Annotated in this window: 8 protein-coding genes; 3 read left to right on the top strand and 5 right to left on the bottom strand. The window is 54.2% G+C overall.

Going from position 1 to position 6,455, the window contains the following annotated elements; genetic code table 11:
- Positions 1 to 3: 3 nt before the first annotated feature.
- Together plsB and WEB54_RS05095 are read right to left on the bottom strand one after the other, a co-directional pair.
- On the bottom strand, positions 4 to 2,487 hold the full coding sequence (gene plsB / locus WEB54_RS05100; protein WP_368053857.1) for a glycerol-3-phosphate 1-O-acyltransferase PlsB: 2,484 nt from the start codon (positions 2,485 to 2,487) through the stop codon (positions 4 to 6).
- A gap of 84 nt (positions 2,488 to 2,571) precedes the next feature.
- On the bottom strand, positions 2,572 to 2,778 hold the full coding sequence (locus WEB54_RS05095; protein ID WP_368053855.1) for a SlyX family protein: 207 nt from the start codon (positions 2,776 to 2,778) through the stop codon (positions 2,572 to 2,574).
- Between the two features lie 255 nt (positions 2,779 to 3,033).
- Between WEB54_RS05095 and WEB54_RS05090 the strand changes: the two genes are divergently transcribed.
- Complete coding sequence (locus WEB54_RS05090) at positions 3,034 to 3,495, top strand: cold-shock protein (RefSeq protein ID WP_368053853.1); 462 nt, start codon at positions 3,034 to 3,036, stop codon at positions 3,493 to 3,495.
- A 90-nt stretch (positions 3,496 to 3,585) separates the two neighbouring features.
- Here the strand turns inward: WEB54_RS05090 and WEB54_RS05085 are convergent, their stop codons facing one another.
- Together WEB54_RS05085 and WEB54_RS05080 are read right to left on the bottom strand one after the other, a co-directional pair.
- Positions 3,586 to 3,978, bottom strand: coding sequence for a hypothetical protein (locus WEB54_RS05085; protein WP_368053851.1), 393 nt, complete (start codon positions 3,976 to 3,978; stop codon positions 3,586 to 3,588).
- Positions 3,962 to 4,258, bottom strand: coding sequence for a hypothetical protein (locus WEB54_RS05080; protein WP_368053849.1), 297 nt, complete (start codon positions 4,256 to 4,258; stop codon positions 3,962 to 3,964). Before WEB54_RS05080 ends, WEB54_RS05085 begins: the two co-directional genes overlap by 17 nt.
- Before the next feature lie 86 nt (positions 4,259 to 4,344).
- Between WEB54_RS05080 and dapE the strand changes: the two genes are divergently transcribed.
- Positions 4,345 to 5,478: a succinyl-diaminopimelate desuccinylase gene (dapE, locus tag WEB54_RS05075; RefSeq protein ID WP_368053847.1), complete on the top strand. Its 1,134-nt coding sequence runs from the start codon at positions 4,345 to 4,347 to the stop codon at positions 5,476 to 5,478.
- On the opposite strand, the gene WEB54_RS05070 is transcribed toward dapE, so the two are convergent.
- Complete coding sequence (locus tag WEB54_RS05070) at positions 5,453 to 5,878, bottom strand: DUF2721 domain-containing protein (protein ID WP_368053845.1); 426 nt, start codon at positions 5,876 to 5,878, stop codon at positions 5,453 to 5,455. The genes dapE and WEB54_RS05070 overlap by 26 nt on opposite strands.
- A gap of 99 nt (positions 5,879 to 5,977) precedes the next feature.
- On the opposite strand from WEB54_RS05070, the gene WEB54_RS05065 reads away from it, so the two are divergent.
- Positions 5,978 to 6,415 (top strand): TerB family tellurite resistance protein, encoded by a 438-nt coding sequence (locus WEB54_RS05065; RefSeq protein ID WP_368053843.1) that lies wholly within the window; start codon positions 5,978 to 5,980, stop codon positions 6,413 to 6,415.
- Positions 6,416 to 6,455: the final 40 nt, after the last annotated feature.

Below are 6,455 nucleotides of genomic sequence, written 5' to 3'. Positions count from 1 at the left end.
GCACTAGTGAGGCTCAATTGCCAGCGCTGATTCCGGCTCGGCTTCACGCAGACCGGTTACCTGCATGATCGAGTACAACACCTGAGCCGGCACCACACTGTCGGATGCCAGTACGATGTTTAGTATGCGATCGTCAAACTCCAGGCAATGCTGTTCATTGACCGTGATCGCCTGCCGGGCTTTCAGCGTTTGTAGAAAATTTTTGAACAACGCCTTGTCAAAGAATTCCGGCGCATTAAGGCCATTAAGGAGTGACAATCGCTGTGCCATTTGTTGTGACTGGTTTTCTACTTCTGTACTGGTCGCTTGCCCCGAACCTGCACGAATCAATACCGCCAGTGTTAGCAGGTACCGCTCCAGAGTTGGCACCATGATGGCGGCCAGCAGTTCGAGTTTCAGGCGGCTGGCGGTTCCCATCAGTGAGGCAAACCAGCGGTCCTCATGGCGATGAATCAAGCCAGCCTGATGAAAAAAGTCGATCCAGACCGTAACCTGATGCTGGGCTTCTCCGATGCTGGGTGCGAGGAACAGTTCACTCTGCAGATAGGGGTATATCAACCCGACCTGCTCTTTGAGTTTGTTGAGACTGATACCCTGGCCTTGTCCGAGCAACGCGGCGACCAGAGCCGGAATGGCATAGAGATGTTGTACATTGTTGCGGTAATAGGACATCAGGACTGCGTTCTGGCTGTCGAGGCCGAAGAGGTCGCCGAGCTTCTGCGGGATTCGCCGTAACATGCCCATTTGCTCGGTATAGTCTATCCATTGTTTTGCATCACCTTCAGGCCAGGTGATGTGAGTGTCATAAGGTAGGTGCTGTTGCAGCCCAATCAGCAGGGTGAGCTGTTGTTGCAAGAGTTCTCCGTCCATAGCCTGGCGCGGTGTTGCCAGTAGCGTCAGCGCCACCAGGTTGATCGGGTTCAGTGCGGCAGCTGAATTGATGCGGGTTACCACGGCTCGGGACAGTTCATCGACGAAGGGCACCATCCAGCTTGGCCGGTCATCCGGGCCGTATTGGTGTTGATCCCAGCCGGGTTGAAGGGTAGACAACAGGGTGTTCAAATGCAGCGGCTCACCGACGTTCAGAAACACCTGGCCGTAGTTTTTGAGCCGACGGACGGATTTGACCAGGTCGAACAGATTTTCCTTTTTCTTTTCCTGGCCCTGCAGTTCGCCCAGATAAGATCGGGATTCGAACACTTTCTCATAGCCGATGTATACCGGAATAAAAACAACTGGGCGGCGGTGATCCCGCAAATGGCTGCGTACCGTCATTGCCAGTGTGCCAGTGGCAGGTGGTCGCATCCTTCCTGTGCGTGAGCGGCCGCCTTCCACAAAATACTCGACTGGGTAGCCACGGGAAAAAACGGAATGTATGTATTCGTTAAAAACAGCCGTGTAGAGTTTGTCGCCACCGAACTTCCGGCGAATAAAGAAAGCCCCGCCGCGGCGTAACAGAGCGCCGACAACCGGCATGTTTAAATTTTCGCCAGCGGCAATGTGGGGCACGTTCAACCCCTGGTAATACAGGGAGTAACTTAACAGCAGGTAGTCGAGATGGCTGCGGTGGCAGGGCACATAAACGATTTCATGGTCCTCAGCCAATTTTTTTACCGGATCGAGCCCGTTCACGATGACGCCGTTGAATATTTTGTTCCACAACCAGGTCAGAATGACATCAAGAAAGCGGATGACATTGTATGAGACATCGGCAGCTATGGTGTTCGCGTGTTTCTGGGCAAGGCGTTCGGCTTTCTCCCGGCTGACACCCTTGGCTGAGGCATGCTGTTCAATCGCTTTTCGGACGGGGGCAGTGTGCAATAGATGACTGATCAGTACTCGCTTGTGAGATAGATCCGGACCGATTACGGCGGTGCGCACCCGCCGGAAATGAACGCGCAGCACCCGGGCAACTTTGCGACTGGCAACGTCAGTGTTGGGCTCATCGTTCACCAATTGGCGCAGTGAGACTGGTTCATTGAGTTCAAAGTAGGTATTGCGACCGTTAATCAGCACGGTAAACAGCTTTTTGAGGCGTCCAGCCAGGTTCCAGTTTGAACTTAACAGCACCTTGAGCAGATTGTTGCTCTTGCGTGCGCCCCGGCCCCAGAACAGCGCAACCGGAACCAGCAGGATATCTTCATCCGGGTTGTCAGTCAGATAATTCAGCATGGGCTGGATCAGGGGGGCGACGGCGCTGCGATGGCGCCGCAGCACCGAGCGGCGTGCGTGAATGCTGATCAAAGGCCGGCGGCCTTCGAGCCCGGGCAATTTCAGACGCCGGGTTAGGTCGGGCAATCCAAGTTTACGGCATTGATGATCGAGCACCATGGCATCGGCGGTGGATTGTTGTTCCAGAACGTAAACGACGGGCGTTTCCCGGGTCAGGGCGTCCAGATCAACACTGGACGGCTTGTTGTCGGTTCTGACCCATAAAAACAAGACGCTTTGAACGCAGCGGCTGATCATGTCGAGCAACGAACGCATATCGGGGCACCTACCTGCCAACATTAAAGACGCTAGTTTACCTCAACCGAAGGTCAAACGCAGAATCATGCTGTAACCCGGGTATCAGTAATGTGGCGGTGGCTGGTCGACAATCTCGGGTGACAATCCCTCTTTCAGGTCTCTATGTTCTGCGGCCAGACGTTGCAGGGCGAGTTCGAGCCGGGTCAGTCTCTGTTGCTGATCAGCGATGACCTGATTTAACTGTTCGAGGGTGTCATCCTGGTGAGTCAGGCGTATTTCCAAGTCTGTCAGACGGTCTTGCTGATTCATATTCGTGTTCCGGGGCTGGTTTTTGGCGTGATATTTGGCATTATGACGGGCTTTGCAGTGACTGATCACAGGCTCTTCTGGACCTGAGGTCTCGAGCGCGAAGCTCAGTCATGGCGGTTTGCAAAGGGATATTTTGCATCAGCCGATGCCATTGGTGTAGTTCTATCTGCTTATATTAACAGTCTGCTTATGATAACAGCGTATTCATGGATTGAGCGTAAAATTGACAACAATTCGAACAGTTGAGTGGTAATTATGAATGCAAGAACGTTTTTGATTCGCGCCGGTGTGGCGCTGCTGGTAGCCCTTCCGGCGCCGGTTATTTTGGCGGCCGCTCTGGTCTTGTCTGGGGTGGGTGCTGAGGTAACGGTGGCTGAACTGACCAACACCCGGGTTAGCAGCTCCGAATGGGGTGCCTTTGCAGCGGTGCTCATCGTCGTGTGTGTTCTGGCGACACTGGCGCAATACATGGCGCAGTCGCTGATGGGGCAGGCGGAAAAAGATGGTCGCGAAGAGGGAATCGTCAAGTGGTTTAATGTGAGCAAAGGGTTTGGGTTTATTACCCGTGATAATCAGGAAGATGTGTTTGTACATTTCAGGTCGATTCGAGGCCGCGGGCACCGCTCGCTGCAGGAAGGACAGCGCGTCAAGTTTGGCGTAGTTGAAAGCACCAAGGGTTTGCAAGCCGAAGATGTGACAGTGGTCAGGCAGCGGTAATTGTTTATCGGCTATGGACCACAAAAAAGGCGGGTATAACCCGCCTTTTTTGTGCCTGACTTTTGAGTCTGCTTTTAGTGCCTTTAGGGCTTAGCCGGTTTTCCAGTTAATAGCGGTCTCGGTGCCGTCTGGAATGATCTGAACCCAGGCATCCGGGTCGTCCGATTCTGTCCAGCCACCGGCGGAGATGCGCGCTTCCTGGTTGAAGTGCGCGCTTGCGGCCCGGGCACAGGCCGGGTCATCTAACCAGGGCAGGTCGTTGCTGTTTAACCACAGGCTGGTGAAACGGCCAACCACACGTTCCAGAACCAGAATGGAGAACGCCTGCCCGTGCCAGTGACCGGTCATGGCGATCGCATTCTGTGGCATACCGGCTTGCCGTTTGGCCGGTTCTACGGCATCCAGTTGGTCCGCAAGCCAGGTTTTAAGGGATTCAGCGGAGGTGTTGGCAATGTATATTTCAATGTCAGTCGCTTCGGTCATGCGAAGGCTCCAGTAAGAACAGCGGTATTCGTAACAGACTGATGGCCAAATACCCCATCAGCGCAAAAAAGGCACCCAAGCTCAGCAGCAGGCCCATAAGTGTCATGATTTCCTGGTGCAGGCTGGGTGCGAGCAAGGCATTCGTCATGAGAATAACCATTAGGCCAGCACAAAACACAAAGCCACCGGTGGTGAAACGTTTCAGGGCGACGGCGGGCTCTGGCGTTCTGGCCTGAAGCCAATGATACCATCGGCTTCGCCGGAAAGAGGGTACTGTCATTGCGGAAAGGGTTGCTCCCTGGTTAACGCTTGGGCCATTTACCCGTATCATACCCGCCATCATTCTTTTCGTAAAAAAGGTCGTCTATGTCCTCTGCAACGTTGGCTCTGGCTAAAGAACTTATTTCACGCGCCTCGGTGACCCCTGAGGATGAGGGATGCCAGGCTCTGATGGGTGAGCGTCTGGCGGCCGCCGGGTTTACCAACGAGTCAATGCGTTTCGACGATGTCGACAATCTCTGGTCTGTGCATGGAGAAGGTCACCCGTTGCTGGTGTTTGCCGGCCATACCGATGTGGTGCCGACAGGCGCCGCCTCGAACTGGACTTTTCCCCCGTTTGAGCCGACTGAGCATGATGGCATGCTCTACGGCCGTGGAGCGGCCGACATGAAAGGCAGCCTGGCGGCTATGGTAGTGGCTGCAGAGCGATTCGCCGCCCGGCATCCAAAACATCAGGGCCGGCTGGCTTTTCTGATTACCTCGGACGAAGAAGGTGATGCCTATAACGGCACCGTGCGGGTTGTGGAAGCCCTAACCGAGCGCGGCGACCAGATCGACTGGGCCGTGGTCGGCGAGCCGTCCAGCACCGCTGTGGTTGGCGATACCATCAAAAACGGCCGCCGCGGTTCCCTGTTGGGGTATCTGACCATTAAGGGCGTGCAAGGTCATGTTGCCTACCCACATCTGGCCAAAAACCCGGTGCATCTGGCGGCGCCTGCCATCGCTGCGCTGAGTACCGAGGTATGGGATGAGGGGAACGACTCTTTCCCGGCGACGAGCTTTCAGATTTCCAACATTAGGTCCGGCACCGGCGCCACCAATGTGATTCCAGGCGATGCCGAAATAATGTTCAGTTTTCGCTTTAGCACTGAAGTGACGGTTGACCAATTGCAGCAACGTACCCGTGCACTGCTCGACTTGCAGGGGTTCGAGTATGACCTGCGATTTGAAGTAAAAGGTCAGCCGTTTCTCACTGATCGTGGAGCGCTGGTTCAGGCTGCGACGGTGGCTGTTGAGCAAGTGCAGGGGTTTGCCACTGAGCTGTCGACGGCCGGGGGTACCTCGGACGGTCGTTTTATTGCACCCACTGGAGCACAGGTGGTAGAACTGGGCCCGGTCAACGCAACCATCCACAAAGTGGATGAGTGCGTATCCATTGCCGATCTGGATACTCTGACTGACCTGTATCTGGCGATTATGGAGAATCTGTTGACGGATTAGACTGCGTTGTAGATGTCGGGTCTTCCAGCCCTTTTAGTTGCAAACTCAGTGCCTGGCCGCTGATTTGTACCTCATACAGGCTGAAACCCAGGGAGGCTACGAGTAAAACAAGGGATGCAGCGAACAGCACCGTTCCGGGGCCGGGCAGCTGCAGGAACAGCAGCAGCATAGATAGAACGCAAAAAATAAACGCGATGATACCCAGAACCTGCATGCGCCTGATGGCGATAATACGCACTTTCAGGTGAAGGATTTGCTCGCGTAAATCGCGATCCGGGTGATCTGCGTTCTGTTTGTAGAGTGACCGTATAAGCTGGGCAATGACCAGAAATCGATTGGTATAGGCCAGTAACAGCAAGGAAATGGCGGGGAACAGTAAAGCCGGTGTGGTCAGGTTCATCTGCTTGCTAAACTCCAGTGTAAGCATTCTGAGACGGTGCCCGTCGGGCATCGATCATGTCAATTCGCCAGTCACGCTAATAAATTGAAAGAGGTTGCTATGTTATCGAAAATCATGGCCTGGTTTGATACCCCCGAGAAACTCATTCCCGAATTGACCGTGGAAGAGGCCATCACGGTCTTGATGGTCGAGATCATGATGTCTGATCATCACCCTGATGACCGCGAAGAGGCAGCTATCATTGAGCGTTTGATCGAGCGCACCGGAGAGCCGCGTGCCGAGGTTCAGGCACTGGTTACCCGCGCGCAGCAAACACACGCTGACAGTCACGACTTGTTTCAGTTTACCAAGGTACTGAACGACCGTTTGAGCGTCGATGAAAAAATGGCGTTAATCGTCGATTTGTGGCGAACGGCGCTTGCAGACGGTGTGATCGACAAGCATGAGGATCACATGATTCGGCGTCTGTCTGACTTGCTGCATTTACACCACAGCCACTTTATTAAAGCAAAGCATCTGGCTCTGGAAGCAGAATAAGGCTTCCTTAGACAAATATTTGACGCTCTAGACGATGTTT

Origin of the sequence: Saccharospirillum sp. (genome assembly GCF_040881935.1) — a bacterium.
Lineage (GTDB): Bacteria > Pseudomonadota > Gammaproteobacteria > Pseudomonadales > Natronospirillaceae > Saccharospirillum.
Note: the sequence above shows the minus strand (reverse complement) of the source record. Positions and strands in the feature narration are given on the sequence as shown.